Source organism: Candidatus Ichthyocystis sparus (assembly GCF_900078745.1).
Lineage (GTDB): Bacteria > Pseudomonadota > Gammaproteobacteria > Burkholderiales > 2013Ark19i > Ichthyocystis > Ichthyocystis sparus.
The window spans coordinates 110,004-126,261 of the sequence record NZ_FKII01000079.1; the positions used below are offsets into that span (position 1 = coordinate 110,004).

The 16,258-nt window shown below is 44.0% G+C and carries 5 protein-coding genes; all 5 read left to right on the forward strand.

Going from position 1 to position 16,258, the window contains the following annotated elements; genetic code table 11:
- Nucleotides 1–314 precede the first annotated feature (314 nt).
- On the forward strand, nt 315–3,329 hold the full coding sequence (locus A6733_RS10250; protein WP_092460741.1) for a hypothetical protein: 3,015 nt from the start codon (nt 315–317) through the stop codon (nt 3,327–3,329).
- A 419-nt stretch (nt 3,330–3,748) separates the two neighbouring features.
- The gene (locus A6733_RS10255; protein WP_141663490.1) at nt 3,749–7,120 is read left to right on the forward strand and encodes a hypothetical protein; all 3,372 of its coding nucleotides are present in this window, start codon (nt 3,749–3,751) and stop codon (nt 7,118–7,120) included.
- Nucleotides 7,121–7,708: 588 nt separating this feature from the next.
- Entirely contained in the window at nt 7,709–10,978 is a 3,270-nt protein-coding gene (locus A6733_RS10260) for a hypothetical protein (protein ID WP_141663491.1), read from the forward strand.
- 609 nt (nt 10,979–11,587) lie between these two features.
- On the forward strand, nt 11,588–14,878 hold the full coding sequence (locus tag A6733_RS10265) for a hypothetical protein (RefSeq protein ID WP_141663492.1): 3,291 nt from the start codon (nt 11,588–11,590) through the stop codon (nt 14,876–14,878).
- Between the two features lie 1,091 nt (nt 14,879–15,969).
- Nucleotides 15,970–16,221 carry a hypothetical protein gene (locus A6733_RS10270; RefSeq protein WP_141663493.1) on the forward strand — a complete coding sequence of 84 codons (252 nt, stop codon included), beginning with the start codon at nt 15,970–15,972 and terminating at the stop codon, nt 16,219–16,221.
- Nucleotides 16,222–16,258 lie beyond the last annotated feature (37 nt).

Consider the following 16,258-nt stretch of genomic DNA (forward strand, 5'->3'; position numbering starts at 1 on the left):
TAGTTGGTATATGTATTTGGCTATTTCCGTAGGTAAGTTTTGTTGTTCGGCATAGTATAGGTCCGTAGTTTTGTGTGTGATGCATGATATAGAATGAACTCGTTTGTTGATTTATATTTGATTTGCCTAATCTATTTTATTTGTTGTGTAGTTTTACGATGTGCTTTGTTGTTTACTACGAAGTCTTGCACCGTACTGGTCATGTAAGTAACTGTGGTAAGATTATTGTATTGGTATATGTAATAATAACGATAACATTGATAAAAAATCAACAACAACCGTCAACAATAATAAATGAAAAAAGGAATTTGATTGTGAATCCTGTAACTGGACTAAGTGGTGATGGTATTAGTAATGATGATCAAGCTGACGGTGCTGGCTTGCAGCAGGTTCAGGTTTTGCCTAGTAGTGTATTGGATGTAGCTACCGCCGTTACTGCTGTCTCCACTATTGCTGTTATTTCCTCTACTGTTACTACTTCTGCTGCTGCTACCTTAACTGCTACTACTAATTACACTAGTGCTACTACCTCTGTGGGTAAGGGTAATAGTAGTGGTATAGGTACGAAGGGCAAAGGACCTGCTCCCAAGTTTTATGCTGCTGTTCATCCTGATCCCGCTGGCGCAAGTACAGAATTATATGTTACCACTTCTTCTGTAACTACTGCCGCTCGCACTCGCACTGACGATTTAGATTTTGGTATCGTTCTTGATAGTGTTGTTGCCGCTGCTCGTAATTACCACTCTGCTGCTAGAGTTGCTGATGCTCGCGCCAGCTCTGCTGCTGCTGCTGCTGTTCGTGCTCGTGCTCGTGCTGATGCTCACATATCTAATACTGGTCCTGATCCAGACCGTGCTCGTGCCCGTGCTCGTGCCCGTGCTCGTGCATGTGTTTGCTCTATGAATAGATATGCTAGCTCTATTGCTGATCGTGCTGCCGATGCTCACGCTGCAGCTGCCGCCGCCGATCTTGTTGTTGCTCGGGCTCGTGCTGTCGCTGCCGATCTTGTTGTTGCTCAAGGTAGAGCTGCGGATAGTCGAGTTCCTATTATTCCTATTACATGTCCCGATTTTGATACTATTCTCAATAGTGTTGTTACCACCGCTCGTAATTGCCACGCTGTTGCTGCTGCTGCTGCTGCTCGCGCCAACTCTGCTGCTGTTCGTGCTGCTGATGCTCTTGCCGACTTTAATGCCGATGATCTCGCTGACGCTTTCACCCCCGATACCGATTCTGATGCCACCCGTACTCGTGCTCGTGCCCGTGCTCGTGCCCGTGTTCGCGATGCGAATAGATGTGCTCGCGCTGCCGCTGCTCGCGCTGCCGCTGCTCGCGCTGCCGCTGTCGCTGCCGATCATGTTGTTGCTCAAGCTTATGCTTTTGCTGCCAGTTATATTGTTGCCCAAGATCGAGATGCGGATAGTCGCTCTCCTAGTCCAGGTCACGATTCTGATCTCATTCTTGTTAGTGATGTTTTTGACACTCCCACTACCGCTTCTAATAGCGCTCGTACTGCAGCTGTTGCTATTGCTGGTTCTTCTGCGTCTTCATTGTATCCTGATCCTTCTTTTCTTTTGCCAGCAGATTGTGTAGATTTGTTTGGGTTTGTAGTGCATTCTGAGTCTAGAGAAGTGGTTAGCAAACTCATATCAGATGTTTGTGCATTGGCTGAAAGTTTTTATCTGTGTATGGTAGAAATTCCAGCATCAGATGCTCTGCGTGGGATTTCAAATACTGGACGATGTGCTTGGTGCTTAATTAACATGAAGTTTTATGAGGCCAAATTTGTGGCTAGGTGCTTCGCTGCGTGTTGTGCTAATCTCCTTCCCGAATTTATTAAACATCTTTGCAGTGTCAAAGTATGGGATTCTTCTAGTCGTTGCTTTTTTCCACTAATGGGAAACAGCTTAAGGGATTTTTGGACATTTTTAGATCAAGCAATTTTCAGAGCTGTTGGTAGTTTTTTTGTTTCAAAGTGGTCTGAACTTGCTATGAACTTTTCTGTTTCCTTTTTTTCCCAATTAGAACCTGGAGAAGGATTATCTGCTCTTTGTGGAGGAGATTTTGTTGATGCTTGTGCTAAGGCTGGTACTTCTTCGTCGTCATGTTTTGATTCAGTTACTGGAGGAATGGGAGTGCATGTGTCACCTCATGGTGGTGATTCTGTGGACTTGTTTGGGCTTAAAGTGCTTCCTGAGATTAGAGGAATGTTTGATATTCTTATCTATGAGATTAATACATTGGCTAGGCGTACTTACTCGTCTGTGATAAGAGCTCAAGTGATGGATGCCCTGAGTAGGCTTTCAGGGTATGAGCAGTGTGCTTGGCTTATAACTAATACGATGCCTTATAAAACTAGCTTTGTGGCTAATTGCCTTGCCGAGTATTATGATAGTCTTTGTCCCGGATTTATTTACTCTCTTTTTAGTGTCAGGCCAGGCTGTACTTCTGGCCGTGGCTTGTTGTCATTAATAGGAAAAGATTTAGGAAATTTTTGGTTACGTTTGAGTGATGCTATTGTAGAAGCTGTGGAAAGTATTTTTGTAGAAAATTGGGGTAGACTTACTAGTCTGTTTTCTGTTTCATTAGGACCTGTAGAGGGATTATCATCTACTGTTCTTTCTGGGGGAGATTTTATTAGTGCTCGTAGGAGGGTTGGTCTTCCTGCTGTGGCAGTTTCTGGGATGGAAGGACGAGTAGCACAGATAGCGGCATCTCATGCTGATGAAGCAGCTAGTGGCAGTTCTGCAGCTGGTTTATCTGGGGAAGAGGCACTGGTCGTTGATGTTTCTGCCCGTCCTACTCCAGAGGTGCCAGCGTTGGATAGAGAGGAAGTCGGATTGTCTATGGTCGTTACTTCTTCTCCTTTAGGAGTTTTAGGAGATGGACCGTCTTCTTCTACATCTGAGAGGATGGTGGTGCCCACAACTAGTTCTTCTTCCTTTACTTCCGTTGAGATAAAAGAATCTCCTACACTTCCTGTCAGTGCTTCTCTTTATGGACCTAAGAAATCATTTATGAGTAGGCATAGTGCTGGTGAGACTTCTTCCATTATACTTTCTTCTATGTCATCCAGTAGTAGTGTAGCTGCTGGGTCTTTATCTTCGGCATCTGTAGGTATGGGCAGTGTTTCATCGGTAGTAACTACTACTGCTGCTTATACTTATTCTGGGGAGGGGGATATAGGGGTGAGATTGGCAGCATTGATGAACCGAGGTTTGCCACCTTCACCACCACCTGCTAGAGAATCAACTCCTACTGAAGGCGAAGCTTCTTCTTCAAGTCGAGGAAGTGTTGGAGGCAGAAGGAAAAGGAAGAGGAAAAGTTAAGTGATGAGTGTTTGTATTGCACTTTTAAGTAGAGGGCTTGTGTTCATTTTATGTTGTGGATGATGTGAGTGATTTTTGAGATGTTGCTTGTTGGCGATGACCTTGTAACAAGGTGTTGCATTGCAATAGATCGGTCTAGTTTTTCAGCACGTATTGTGACTTATTTTACTATACGTGTGGATGTTAGTTGGTATGTGTATTCGGCTATTTTCCATAGGTAGGTTTCATTGTTAAGCATAGTATCAAATTACTTATGCTTTGTGTTTTGTTGTAGTTGAGGCTGAGTTCCTAAAGCGTGTGCCTGGGTTGTGTCTCTGATATAAGCGGGGATTGTATTAGGGTATATAATAATAACGATAACGATGATAAAAAATCAACAATAACCAGCAACAATAATAAATGAAAAAAGGAATTTGACTGTGAATCCTGTGACAGGAGTAAGTGTTGCTGGTCCTATTGGTGATGATGATCAAGCTGACAGTGGTGACTTGCAGCAGGTTCAGATTTTGCCTGGTAGTGTATTGGATGTAGCCACCACCGTTACTGCTGTCTCCACTATTGCTGCTACTTCCTCTGTTGTTACTATTTCTACTGTGCTTACTGCTTCTGCTACTACTTCCACTGTTGCTACTACCTCTGTGGGTAAGGGTAGCAGTGGTGGTAGGAGTGACAAGGGCAAGGGACCTGCTTCCAAGCGTTGTGCTGCTGGTTCTGTGGTTTATGCCACTTCTGTTAATCCTACTCACGCTAGCACAAATCCAGAATTATCTGGCCCCACTTCTTCTGTAACTACTGCCGCGTGCACTCGCGCTGCCGATTTCGATATCATTCTCAATTTCGTTACTGAAACCGCTCGTACTCGCCGCGCTGCTGTTGCTGATGCTGATGCTCGCGCCAGCTTCGCTGCTGCTTCTGCTGCGGCTGCTGCTGCTCGTGCTGATGCTCTAACCACTGATTATACCGATCCTGGTTCAGCTAGTGCCCGTGCCCTTGCTAGTGCTCGCGCTATGGGTAAATATGCTCGTGATGTTGCTGCTCGCGCTGCCGCTGCTCGCGCTGCTGCCGCTGCCGCCGATTTTGTTGTTGATCAGGCTCGTGCTTTCGCTGCCGTTCTCATTGTTGCTCAAGATCGAGCTGCGGATAGTATAGTTTCTAGTCTAGGAGGTGCTGATTTCAATATTATTCTTAATAGTGTTGTTGACACCGCCCGTGATTGCCGCGCTGCTGCTGATATTGCTGATGCCAGCGCTAACTCTGCTGCTGCTGCTGCTGCTCGCGCCAACTCTGCTGCTGATGCTGCTGCTCGTGCTCGTGATATTACTATTGCTACTGCTGCCCGTGCTTACTCTTCTGCCTCAGATAACAATCCTGCTGCCGCTCGTGTTTGTGCCCGCCGTGCCCGTGCCCGTGCCCGTGCTGCGGGCAGCTACTATCGCACTCTTGCCACTCGTGCTGCCGCTGCTCGCGCTGCTGCTGCTGCTGCCGATATTGCTGCTGCCCAAGCTCGTGCTTTTGCTGCCGGTTGTGTTGTTGTTCAAGATCTCGCTGCGGATAGTTCAGACCCCGATTCCGATCCCATTTCCAATAGCTCTTGTACTGCCGCTGTTGCTGGTTCTTCTACATCTTCATTGCTTCCTGATTCTTCTTCTCTTATGCCACCAGGTTTTGTAGATTTGTTTGGGTTTGTAGTGTCTCTTGAGTTTAGTGAAGTGGTTAACAAGCTCATATCTGGAGTTCGTGCATTGGCTAAAGATATTATTCCCTATTACATAATAAGAACAGTGTCAAATATTTTCCGTAATCTTTCAAGTTCTGAACGACGTGCTTGGTGTTTAACTAATGGGAAGCTTTATGAGCTTAAATTTGTGGCCAGGTGCTTTGCTGCGTATTCTATTGAATTACTTCCTACTTTCATTAACACTCTTCGCAGTGCCAGAACATGGGATTCTTCTAGTCGTAGCTTGATGCTATTAACGGGAAACAGGTTAGCAGATTTTTGGGCATCTTTGGACGAATCTATTTTCGAAGCTATAACCGGTTTTTTTGTGTCAAGGTGGTGCGGACTTATTGATCGCCTTTTCGTTATGTCAGGCCCTGAAGAGGGATCATCTGCTCTTTGTGGGGGAGATTTTGTTAGTGCTTGTGCCAAGTCTGATACTTCTTCGTCATCAGTTTCAATATTTGATTCAGCTTCTGAAGGAATGAGAGTGCGAGTAGCACCTCATGGTGGTGATTCTGTAGATTTGTTTGGATTTGAAGTACCTCCTGGGGTTCAAGAAATGGTTAATGTTCTTACCCGTGAGGTTAGTGAATTGGCTAAACGTACTTACTCGTCTGTGGTAGCAGTTCCAGTGTCTCGTACCATGATGGAACTTTCATCTTCCGAACAATGTGCCTGGCTTATAACTAATATGACGCTCTATAAAACCAGCTTTCTGTACAGATTCTTTCTCGATTATTGTGGTGGACTTTGTTCTGAATTTATTTGCTCTCTTTTTAGAGTCATACCTGGGGATACTTATGGTCGTAGCTTGTTGTCATTAACGGGAAATAGCTTAAGAGGTTTTTGGTTGTCTCTGAGCGAGACTATTATGAGAATTGTACAAGATATTTTTGCATCGGAGTGGCAAGCACTAATTAGTCAGTTTTCTGTTATATCAGGCCCTGGAGAGGAATCATCATCTACTGTTCTTTGTGTGAGAGATTTTATTAATGCTCGTGATAAGGCTGGTGTTCCTAACTTGGCAACTTCGGGGTCTGGTTTATCGATAAGAGTAAGAGGAGCAGCAAGGAGAAGGGCGGTATCTCATGTTACTGAAGTAACTAGTGGTAGTTCTGTTCTTGGTTTTACTACTACTACTACTACTGCTTCTACTTCTACTTCTACTGCTACTTCTGCTTCTGCTTCTGCTGTTTCTCCTCCCCTAGAGTCGCCGCCGTTATTTTTTATGGAAGACGAAATTGGATTATCTTTTGGTGTTGTAGAGTCCGAAGTCTTAGTAGTTACTGAGGGGTCTGGTGAGGGTGTTATGTTTGTCGACGATGGTTCTTCGGTATCGGAGGGAGAATTAGTAGGTAGGACTTCTTTATCTGAGGAAGAGGCATTGGCTGTTGATTCTGCTCCTTCTACTTCTACTTCAGAAATGCTAGTGTTGGCTGGAGAGGAAGAAGTTGAAGTGTCTGTTGTTGTTATTGCTTCTTCGTCACCGGTATTGGCTAGAGAAGAAGAAGTTGAAGTGTCAGAAGTTGTATTGCCTATGGTCGGTGCTGCAGTTCCTGATTTGGGAGTTTTAGAAGGTGAATTATCTGAGTTGACAGTAGTGCCAGCAACTAGTGCTTTTTCAGTTACCACTTCTTCAGCTACTAGTTCTTCTGTTGTTGAGGTAGAAGAATATTCTACTACTATACCTACAATAGGTTCTCCTGCTCTTAGAATAGGTTCTTCTGGTGGTCGTCCCGTTGCACCTAAGAAATTATTTATGAGTATGTACCGTTCTGGTATGACTTCTTCTTCCGGTATGTCTTTTTCTTCCACGTCCTCCGGTAGTATTGTATCTTCTGGACCTCTATCTTCTGTACCCGTGGCGACGACGGGTAGCGTTTCACCATTAGCTACTACTACTGGTACTGCTCCTGGGGAGGTTGATATAGGAGAGAGGTTGGCATCGTTGCTGAATCGAGGTTTACCATCTCCACCACCTGTTAGTGAATCAGCTCCTACGGGAGGTGAAGCTTCTTCTTCAACTCGTGGAAGTGGTAGAGGTAGGAGGAAGAGGAAGAGGAGAAGTTAAGTGATTAGTATTGGTCTTATTTGTAGCACGGTATGTTGATTAAGTGGGTTGCTTGTGTTCATTTTATGTTGTGATTGAGATGTTGCTCATTGGCAATGATTTTGTAATGTGGTGTTGCATTGCAATAGGTTAGTATTGGATTGTTACTAGTACGTCTGCGTTGATATGGGTTTTGTCTAGTTTTTTGGCACTAATTGTGATTTATTTTACTATATGTATTGATATTAGTTGATGTATGTGTTCGGCTATTTTACATAGGTAAGTTTTGTTGTTAGCGTAACATTGAATTGTTTAGTTTTTGTGTGCGATGCGTAATAAGGAGAAGAATAAGCTCGTGCGAGTTGTTGTTCATGTTGACCTATATTTGATCTGCTTACTCCAAAGTCCTGCATTTTCCTGGTCATATGGGTAGCTGAGTAGTGTGAGGCGTTTTTTCTATGTGCCCTGCATTTTGCTGTATTTGAGGGTGAGTGCCTAGAGTATACGTCTAGGTTGTGCCTCTGATGTAAGCGTGGAGCGTTCTAGGGTATATGGTAATGATAACGGTGATAAAAAATCAACAATAATAGATGAAAAAGGAATTTGATTGTGAATCCTGTAACTGGAGTAGGTGGTGCTAGTCCTAGTGATGACGGTGCTGATCAAGCTGACAGTGGTGTCCTACAGCAGGTTCATACTTTACCTGGTGGTGGATTGGATGTAGCTACCTCCGTTACTGCTACCTCCACTATTGCTGCTGCTTCCTCTGTTGTTACTACTTCTAGTGTACTTGCTGCTTCTGCTACTACCTCCACTGTTGCTACTACCTCTGTGGGTAAGGGTAGCAGTGGCGGTAGGAGTGACAAGGGCAAGGGACCTGCTCCCAAGCGTCATGCTACTGGTTCTGTACTTACTACCACTTCTGTTCATTCTGCTACCGCCAGCGCAAATCCAGAATTATCTGTTACCACTTCTTCTGTAACTACTGCCGCTCATACTCCTGCCGATTTCAATTTTGATATCATTCTTAATAGCGTTATTGAAACCGCTCGTGCTCGTCGTGTTGCTGCTGCTGCTGCTGATGCTCGCGTTAGCTCCGCTGCTGCTGTTGCTGCTCGTGCTCATGATCGTGCTGACGCCATTCCCGATCCTGATCCAACCCGTGCCCGTGTCCGTGCTCGTGCTCGTGCCAGTGCTATGGATAAACACGCTCTCTATATTTCTGCTCGCGCTGCCGATGCTCACGCTGCTGTTGCCGCTGCCGATCTTGTTGTTTCTCGTGCCCGTGCTTTTGCTGCTAGTCTTATTGCTGCTCGAGATCGAGGTGCTGATATTCTAGTTCCTGGTCTAGGAGGTGCCGATTTCGATATTATTCTCAGTAGTGTTGTTGCCAGTGCTCGTGATTGCCACGCTACTGCTGATGTTGATGCTGCTCGCGCCAGCTCCGCTGCTGCTGCTGCTGCTCGCGCCGACTGTGCTGCTGTTGATGCTGCTCGTGCTCGTGATGTTGCTTTTGCTGACCCTTCTACCACAGATGCCGATCTTAGTGCCGTTCGTACCTGTGCTCTCCGTGACCGTAAGCGTGCCAACTCTGCGGATAGGTATTATCGCTTTCTTGCCACTCGCGCTGCCGATGCTCGCGCTGCCGCTGCCGCTGCCGATATTGTTGTTGCTCAAGCTCGTGCTTTTGCTGCCTGTCTTGTTGTTGCTCAAGATAGAGCTGCGGATAGTCTCGTTCCTAGTACAGGTCCCGATTCCGATCCCATTTCCAGTAGCTCTTGTACTGCCGATGTTGCCGGTTCTTCTACATCTTCATTGCTTACTTTTGTAGATTTGTTTGGGTTTGAAGTATCTCTTGAGTTTAGTGAAGTGGTTGACAAACTCATATCTGAGGTTTGCGCATTTGCTAAAAATATCATTTACCATTACATAACGAAAACAGTTTTAAATGTTCTCCGTAATCTTTCAAGTTCTGAACGGCGTGCTTGGTGTTTAACTAATGGGAAGCTTTATGAGCTCAAATTTGTGGCCAAGTGCTTTGCTGAATATTCTTCTAAGTTACTTCCTACTTTCATTAATGCTCTTTGCAGTGTCAAAGTATGGGATTCTTCTAGTCGTAGCTTGGTGCTATTAACGGGAAACAGGTTAGCAAATTTTTGGGCATCTTTGGACAGAGCTATTTTCAAAGCTGTAGCGGGTTTTTTTATGTCAAAGTGGTACGAAATTATTGATCGCTTTTCTGATCCGTCAGGCGCTGTAGAGGAATCATATGATCTTTGTGGAGGAGATTTTGTTAACGCTTGTTCTAGGGCTGGTACTTCTTCGTCATCAGTTTCAAGATTTGATTTGGCTTCTGAAGGAATGAGAGTGCGAGTAGCATCTCATGATGGTGGTTCTTTAGCTGGCGGTGGTTCTGTAGATTTGTTTGGATTTGAAGTATCTCCTGAGGTTGAAGGAATGGTTAAAGCTCTTATCAGTGAGGCTAGTGCATTGGCTAGACGTACTTACTCGTCTGTAGTGGCAGTTCCAGTGTCGTATGTCCTGAGAAGGCTTTCATTTTCTGAACAATGTGCTTGGCTTATAACTAATATGATGCTTTATAAAACTAGCTTTGTGTATAGATTCTTTCTCGATTATTGTGGGGGGCTTTGTTCTGAATTTATTTGCTCTCTTTTTAGAGTCATGCCTGGGGATGATTCTGATTGCAGATTGTTGTCATTGAAGGGAGATAGTTTAAGAGGTTTTTGGATATCTCTGAGTGAATATATTATGAGAATTGTACAAAATACTTTTGCATCGGAGTGGAGTTTACTAACTAGTAGGTTTTCTGTTCTATTAGGCCCTGGAGATGAATCATCTTCTACTGTTCTTTGTGTGGGAGATTTTATTAGTGCTCGTGATAAGACTGGTGTTCCTGCGTTGGCAATTTCAGCGGTGAGTAGAGCACGAGTAGTAGCACAGAGAGATGTATCTCACTTTGATGAAGTAGCTAGTGGTGGTTCTGTGGCTGCTGGTGTATCTATAAGTGCTACTTCTGTTCTTGATCCTCCTCCTCCTCCTCCTCTTCCTCTTCCTACTCCTACTTCTTCGGAGTCGCCGCCGTTATTTTTTACGGAAGAAGAAGCTGGATTATCGCTTGATGTTGTAGAGTCCGAAGTCTTAGTGATTACTGAGGGGTCTAATGACGATGTTATATTTATCGATGACCATTCTTCGGTATCGGAGGGAGAATTAGGAGGCAGGCCTTCTTCATCTTTATCTGATGAAGAGGCATTGGTTGTTGAAGTTTCTACTCCTTCTCCTTCTGAGATGCTAGTGTCTGCTGGAGAAGAAGAAGTTGAAGTGTCAGAAGTTGTATTGCCTATGGTCGGTGCTGCTGTTTCTGCTTTGGGAGTTTTGGAAGGTGAATCATCTAAGAGGACAGTAGTGCCAACAACTGGTGCTTCTTCAATTACTAGTTCTTCTGTTGTTGAGGTAGGAGGATCTTCTACTACTATGCCTACAATAGGTTCTCCTGCTCTTAGAATAGGCTCTTCTGGTGGTCACGTTGCACCTAAGAAATTATTTATGAGTATGTATCGTTCTGGTATGACTTCTTCTTCCGGTATGTCTTCTGCTTCGACGTCCTCCGGTAGTATTGTATCTTCTGGACCTCTATCTTCTGTACCCGTGGCGACGACGGGTAGCGTTTTACCATTAGCCGCTACTACGAGTACTGCTCCTGGGGAGGGTGATATAGGAGAGAGGTTGGCATCGTTGCTGAATCGAGGTTTACCATCTCCACCACCTGTTAGTGAATCAGCTCCTACGGGAGGTGAAGCTTCTTCTTCAACTCGTGGAAGTGGTAGAGGTGGGAGGAAGAGGAAGAGGAGAAGTTAAGTGGTTAGTATTGGTCTTATTTGTAGCACGGTATGTTGATTGAGTAGGTTGCTTGTGTTTATTTTATATTGTGAGTGATTTTTGAGATGTTGCTTATTGGTAGTGATTTTGTAATGTGGTGTTGCATTGCAATAGATTAGTATTGGATTGTTACTAGTACGCCTGCGTTGATATGGGTTTTGTGTAGATTTGTCTAGTTTTTTGGCACTGATTGTGATTTATTTTACTATATGTATTGATATTAGTTGATGTATGTGTTTGACTATTTTACATAGGTAAGTTTTGTTGTTAGCGTAACATTGAATTGTTTAGTTTTTGTGTGCGATGCGTAATAAGGAAGGAAAAGAATAAGCTCGTGTGAGTTGCTGTTCATGTTGATCTATATTTGATCCGCTTACTCCAAAGTCTCGCACTTCCCTGGTCATATGGGTAGTTGAGTAGTGTGAGGCGTTTTTCCTATGCACCCTGCATTTTACCGTATTTGAGGGTGAACGCCTAGGATATATGTCCAGGTTGTGCTTCTGATGTAAGAGTGGAGCGTGTTAGGATATATAATAACGATAACGGTGATAAAAAATCAACAATAATAAATGAAAAAGGAATTTGACTGTGAATCCTGTAACTGGAGTAGGTGGTGCTAGTCCTAGTGATGACGGTGCTGATCAAGCTGACAGTGGTGTCCTACAGCAGGTTCATACTTCTGGTGGTGGATTGGATGTAGCTACCTCCGTTACTGCTATCTCCACTATTGCTGCTGCTTCCTCTGTTGTTACTACTTCTAGTGTACTTGCTGCTTCTGCTACTACCTCCACTGTTGCTACTACCTCTGTGGGTAAGGGTAGCAGTGGCGGTAGGAGTGACAAGGGCAAGGGACCTGCCCCCAAGCGTTATGCTACTGGTTCTGTACTTACTACCACTTCTGTTCATTCTGCTCCCGCCAGCGCAAATCCAGAATTATCTGTTACCACTTCTTCTGTAACTACTGCCGTTCATACTACCACTGCCGATTTAGATTTTAATATCATTCTCGATAGCCTTATTGAAACCGCTCGTACTCGTCGCGCTGCTTCTGATGCTGCTGATGCTCGCGCCAGCTCTGCTGCTGCTGCTGCTATTTGTGCTCGTAATCGTGCTGACGCCATCCCCGATACTGATCCTAATCTAACCCGTGCCCGTGCTTGTGCCCTTGCCAGTGCCCATGCTATGGATAGACATGCTCTCTATACTTCTGCTAGCGCTGCTGATGCTCGCACTGCCGCTGCCGCTGCCGATCTTGTTGTTTCTCGTGCCCGTGCTTTTGCTGCCAATCTTATTGCTGCTCGAGATCAAGGTGCGGATAGTCTAGTTTCTGGTCTAGGAAGTGCCGATTTCGATGTTATTCTCAGTAGTGTTGTTGCCAGCGCTCGTGATTGCCACGCTGATGCTGATGTTGTTGCTGCTCGCGCCAGCGCTGCTGCTGCTGCTGCTGATATTGCTAACCGTGCTGCTGCTGATGCTGTTCGTGCTCGTGATGTTGCTGTTGATTGTGCTGACCCTTTTACCACAGATGCCGATCTTGGTGCCGTTCGTGCCTGCGCCCGCCGTGCCCGTAACCGTGCCAGCGCTGCGAACAGTTATTCTCGCTCTATTGCCGCTCGTGCTGCCGATGCTCGCGCTGCCGCTGCCGCTGCCGATATTGTTGTTGCTCAAGCTCGTGCTTTTGCTGCCTGTCTTGTTGTTGCTCAAGATCGAGCTGCTGATGATAGTCGCGTTCCTAGTCCGGGCCTCGATTCTGATCCCATTTCCAATAGCTCTTGTACTGCCGATGTTGCCGGTTCTTCTACATCTTCACTGCTTCCTGATTCCTCTCTTATGCCAACAGGTTTTGTAGATTTGTTTGGGTTTGCAGTATCTCTTGAGTTTAGTGAAGTGGTTGACAAACTCATATCTGAGATTTGTGCATTGGCTAAAAATGTCATTTACTATTACATAACGAAAACAGTTTTAAATGTTATCTGTAATCTTTCAAATTCTGAACGTCGTGCTTGGTGTTTAACTAATGGGAAGCTTTATGAGCTCAAATTTGTGTCCAAGTGCTTTGCTGAGTATTCTTCTAAGTTACTTCCTACTTTCATTAACGCTCTTTGCAGTGTCAAAGTATGGGATTCTTCTAGTCGTAGCTTGGTGCTATTAACGGGAAACAGGTTAGCAAATTTTTGGGCATCTTTGGACAGGGCTATTTTCAAAGCTGTAGTGGGTTTTTTTATGTCAAAATGGTACAAACTTATTGGGCGCTTTTCTGCTCCGTCAGGCTCTGTAGAGGAATCATATGATCTTTGTGGAGGAGATTTTGTTAATGCTTGTGCTAGGGCTGGTACTTCTTCTTCATCAGTTTCAAGATTTGATTTGGCTTCTGAAGTAATGAGAGCGCGAGTAGCATCTTATGATGGTGGTTCTGTAGATTTGTTTGGGTTTGCAGTATCTCCTGAGGTTGAAGGAATGGTTAATGTTCTTATCAGTGAGGTTAGTGTATTGGCTAGACGTACTTACTCGTCTGTAGTGGCAGTTCCAGTGTCGCGTGTCCTTAGAAGGCTTTCATTTTCTGAACAATGTGCTTGGCTCATAACTAATATGATGCTTTATAAAACTAGCTTTGCGTATAGATTCTTTCTCGATTATTGTGGTGGGCTTTGTTCTGAATTTATTTGCTCTCTTTTTAGAGTCATACCTGGGGATGATTCTGATCGCAGATTGTTGTCATTGACAGGAGATAGTTTAAGATGTTTTTGGATATCCCTGAGTGGTACTATTATGAGAGTTTTACAAGATATTTTTTTAGAGGAGTGGAGTGCACTAACTAGTCAGTTTTCTGTTCTATTAGGCCCTGGAGAGGAATCATCGTCTACTGTTCTCTGTGTGGGAGATTTTGTTAGTGCTCGTGATAATACTGGTGTTCCTGTGTTGGCAATTTCAGCTATGAGTAGATCACGAGTAGTAGCACGGAGAGATTTATCTCACTTTGCTGAAGTAGCTAGTGGTAGCTCTGTGGCTGCTGGTGTGTCTGTAGCTGGTGGTGTATCTGTAAGTGCTACTTCTGTTATTGATCCTCCTCCTCCTACTTCTTCGGAGTCACCGCCGTTATTTTTTACGGCAGAAGAATCTGGATTATCGCTTGATGTTGTAGAGTCCGAAGTCTTAGTGATTACTGAGGGGGCTAATGACGATGTTGTATTTATCGATGACCATTCTTCGGTATCGGAGGGAGAATTAGGAGGCAGGCCTTCTTCATCTTTATCTGATGAAGAGGCATTGGTTGTTGAGGTTTCTACTCCTTCTCCTTCTGAGATGCTAGTGTCGGCTGGAGAAGAAGAAGTTGAAGTGTCAGAAGTTGTATTGCCTATTGTTGGCGCTGCTGCTGATCTGGGAGTTTTAGAAGGTGAATCATCTGAGAGGACAGTAATGCCAACAACTGGTGCTTCTTTAGTTACTAGTTCTTCTGTTGTTGAGGTAGGAGGATCTTCTACTACTATGCCTAGAATAGGTTCCCCTGCTCTTAGAATAGGTTCTTCTGCTGGTCCTGTTGCACCTAAGAAATCATTTATGAGTAGATATAGAGCTGGTGTGACTTCTTCTTCCGGTATGTCTTCTGCTTCGATGTCCTCCAGTAGTATTGTATCTTCTGGACCTCTATCTTCTGTACCCGTGGCGATGACGGGTAGCGTTCCACCATTAGCTACTACTACTGGTACTGCTCCTGTGGAGGTTGATATAGGAGAGAGGTTGGCAGCGTTGCTAAATCGAGGTTTACCACCTTCACCACCACCTGCTAGTGAGTTAGCTCCTACGGGAGGTGAAGCTTCTTCTTCAACTCGTGGAAGTGGTAGAGGTGGGAGGAAGAGGAAGAGGAAGAGGAGAAGTTAAGTGGTTAGTATTGGTCTTTTTTATGTTGCACTATGTGTTGATTGAGTGAGTTGTTTGCGTTCATTTTATGTTGTGAGAGTTATTTTTGAGGTATTTCTTATTAGCAATATTTTTGTAGTAAAGTGTTGCATTGTAATAGCTTAGATTGTTTTGTGTCTGCGTTGAGGTTTTGTGTATATTTGTCAGGTTTTGTTACAGATTGTGATTTGTTTGACTATATAAGTATGACTAGTTGGTATATGTATTTTACTGTTTCCTACATGTGAGTTTTGTTGTTCAGCATAGTATTAAATTTGTGTCTTTGTGTGATGCGTAAGACATAATAAGCTCGTGTAGATTTACAATATTTGGTTTGTTTAGTTTCTTTCAGTTGGTGCGTTGTTTTTTCTATTGTGCTTGTGTTACCCCAAAGCTTTGCGCATTCCGGGGCATGCAGGTAGCAAGGTGTGTGTTCTTTCCACGCGCTCTGTGTTTTGTTGTAGTCGAGGGTAAGTGTCTAAAGTATCTGCTTATGTTGCGTTTCTGGTGCAAGGGTGGTGTGTATTAGGATGTAAATTGATAATGACGATAACGTAGATAAAAAATAAATAGCGAATGACAAAACTGACAGTAATGAACATGAATAAAAAGGAGGGAGTTTATTGTGAGCCCTGTAACTGGAGCTGGTAGTGCTAGTTCTGATCCTGAGGATAATGGTGGCACTTCTGATAAAATTGTAGGTGTTGCTTTGCAGCAGGTTCAGGGTTAGCCTGGCTCTGTAGGTAAGGGTAGTATGCTGGTAGGAGTAGTAAGGGCAATGGGACTGCTACTAAGCGTTGTGATGTTGGTGTTGTAGTTCCTGCTGCCATTCATTCTGTTTCTGTTGGTGCGAGTTCAGAATTATCTGATTCCACTCATTCTATAACTACAAATTATTGCTGTTTCGATGTTTGTACTTCGGATTGGTAAGAATTACGTAGAATGGAAGATAGTTTTTTACATGACCTTGAAGGAAAGGCCGCTACATTTTTTAGATCTCATATTCGAGAGTTCTCTTTATCATGTGTTGATTTTGTAATGTAATAACATATTTTTTCTGGTTACATGATGAATTGTTTTATATTTTAGAAGTAGATATAGGTAATCTTTTTAGGGATTATCTTGCTAAAGTTCATAGTATGGTTGTTTATTCTCATAATCTCTTTGCTGGAGAGATTAAGAAATTTAGTACTGAGGAAGTAGATAGATTTAGAGAATTATTTTTTGCTGATATAGTTGTTAAGCTCAAGGAATGTTTGTTACTTGTGTGGAGTTCAGAGATTTCCGAAGCTTTGGGAGCTCCGGGTGTTTCCGATTGTGTTTAGGCTGAAGCTAGTGTTGTTGTTACCATTCCCGATAACG